Genomic DNA, 2,162 nt, shown 5'->3' with positions numbered 1-2,162 from the left:
GGGGGCGCGGGCCTCTGCGGAGATCCGTCAGAAGGGCCCCTAGCGCACGTCCCCCCGGGCACCGGACAGCACCGTCGCCCCGAGCTCCTCGTCCGCGCTGACCGCGGGCACGAGCCCGGCCCGCGCGAGGACGGACGCGGCCCGCTCCGCCTGCCGCTCGCTGGTCTCGGCCCAGAGCCGTCCGCCGGCGGCCAGCCAGCCGGGCGCCTGGGCCGCGACCCGCCGCAGCACGTCCAGCCCGTCCGCGCCCCCGTCGAGCGCCCGCCGGGCCTCGTGCTCGCGGGCCTCGGCGGGCAGCAGCCCCACCGCCTCGGTGGGCACGTACGGCACGTTCGCCGTCAGTACGTCGACGCGGCCGCGCAGCGCTTCGGGGAGCGGGTCGAAGAGGTCGCCCTCGTGGACCCGGGGGATGTTGCCGCGGGCGCAGCGCACCGCCGCGGGGTCGATGTCCGCCGCGTGCACCTCGGCGCGCGCCCCGCGCGCCTCCAGCGTGGCGGCCAGCGCCGCGCCGACGGCACCGGAGCCGCAGCACAGGTCGACGACGACCACGGGCCCCCGGGCGGGTGCCCGCTCGGCGGCGCGCCGCACCAGGAACTCGGTACGGCGGCGCGGTACGAAGACGCCGGGGCCGACGGCGATCCGCAGCCCGCAGAACTCGGCCCAGCCCAGGACGTGTTCGAGGGGGTGGCCCGCCGCGCGGCGCTCGGCCATGGCGTCGAGGCCGGCGGGCGTCCGCGCGTCCGCGTGCAGCAGCCGGGCCTCGTCCTCGGCGAAGACGCAACCCGCGGCGCGCAGCCGGGCGGCCGTCGCGGAGACATCCGGCAGCAGGGAGGAGGGAGAGGAGGAAGGGGAGGGAGGGGTGTCGTGCGGCATGGGAGCCTTTCGCGTCTCCGGGGGGCTCCCTGCCCGGCCGCGCCGCGCTACCCGGTGGCGGCGCCGAGCGGTGAGAGCAGCACCCGGCCTGATCTGGCGGAAATCGGTCTCACCTCCTCGGTTCGCAGTGCGCGTCACTCTACAGGCAGGCGCGCGCCGACCCGCTCCAGGGCCCGGCCCAGGACGGCCAGCTCCTCCTCGTCGAGCACGTCGATGAGGGCCTCGCGGACCGCCTCGACATGGCCGGGCGCCGCCTCCCGGAGGGCGCGGTGCCCCTCCGGGGTGAGCTCGGCGAGCACGCCGCGCACATCGGTGGGGCAGGAGCGGCGCCGGACCAGCCCGCGCTTCTCCAGCTGGCCCACCTGGTAGGTCAGCCCGCTCTTGGTCGTGAACAGCCCGTTCGCCAGGTCGGTCATCCGGATCGCGCCCTCGGGGGCCGCGGAGAGCTTGACCAGGACCTCGTACTGCGCGTGCGAGAGGTCGGAGTCCTCCTTGAGCTGGTGCTCCACATACCGGTGGACCTTGATGGTCGCTTGGAGGAAACCGAGCCAGGCCGTCATCTCGCGCTCGTTGAGCCATCGGGTCTCCGTCATGGTTCCATCCTACGAGTTGTTCAAATTCAAACCGTCGGCTACGGTCCACGGTACTCCCTGGTTCAAATGTGAACTAGATGTCCCTCGCAATGAACCGACGAACCCGGAAACGAACCGCAAACGAAGAGGCCACAGGAGGCTCCGCTCATGTCGTCCCCCCACGCCCCCGCCGCTCCCCGGCTGCCCTATGACGCCGGACTGCTGGTCATGCGCCTCGCAATCGGGCTGACCATCGCCGCGCACGGATCCCAGAAGCTCTTCGGCTGGTTCGACGGCGGCGGACTCGACGGGACCGCGCAGTTCTTCGAGTCCATCGGCTATCCGTCGGGCAAGGCCATGGCCGTCGTCGCCGGGCTCTCCGAGACCTTCGGCGGCCTCGGCCTGGCGCTGGGCCTGCTCACCCCGCTCGCGGGCGCGGCCGTCGTCGGCACCATGATCAACGTACTGGTCCAGGACTGGGACCACGGCTTCTTCGGGGGCATCGAGCTCCCGGTGCTGATCGGCGCCGGCGCCGCCGCCATCGCGCTGGCCGGGCCCGGCCAGTGGGCCGCCGACCGCGCGATACCCGTGGTGCGCGAGCACCGGTTCGCCTACGGCGCCGGCGCGCTGGTGTTCGGCGCGGTGGTCGCGGGCATCGTGCTGCTGTTCAAGTCATGACGGTGCCGCAGCCGGGGGCCGCACCGGCGGCGGCCCCCG

At 74.2% G+C, this 2,162-nt stretch carries 3 protein-coding genes; 1 reads left to right on the top strand and 2 read right to left on the bottom strand.

Going from position 1 to position 2,162, the window contains the following annotated elements:
• Positions 1-39 precede the first annotated feature (39 nt).
• Positions 40-873 carry a putative protein N(5)-glutamine methyltransferase gene (locus G5C65_RS35980; protein ID WP_165303255.1) on the bottom strand — a complete coding sequence of 278 codons (834 nt, stop codon included), beginning with the start codon at positions 871-873 and terminating at the stop codon, positions 40-42.
• 134 nt (positions 874-1,007) lie between these two features.
• Entirely contained in the window at positions 1,008-1,466 is a 459-nt protein-coding gene (locus G5C65_RS35975) for a MarR family winged helix-turn-helix transcriptional regulator (protein WP_165303254.1), read from the bottom strand.
• 147 nt (positions 1,467-1,613) lie between these two features.
• Here G5C65_RS35975 and G5C65_RS35970 point away from each other — a divergent pair, with 147 nt between their 5' ends.
• Positions 1,614-2,123, top strand: a complete 510-nt coding sequence (locus G5C65_RS35970; RefSeq protein WP_165303253.1) for a DoxX family protein — start codon at positions 1,614-1,616, stop codon at positions 2,121-2,123.
• The last annotated feature ends 39 nt before the right edge of the window (positions 2,124-2,162 follow it).

The organism is Streptomyces boncukensis (assembly GCF_011045075.1).
Taxonomy (GTDB): domain Bacteria; phylum Actinomycetota; class Actinomycetes; order Streptomycetales; family Streptomycetaceae; genus Streptomyces; species Streptomyces boncukensis.
Note: the sequence above shows the minus strand (reverse complement) of the source record. Positions and strands in the feature narration are given on the sequence as shown.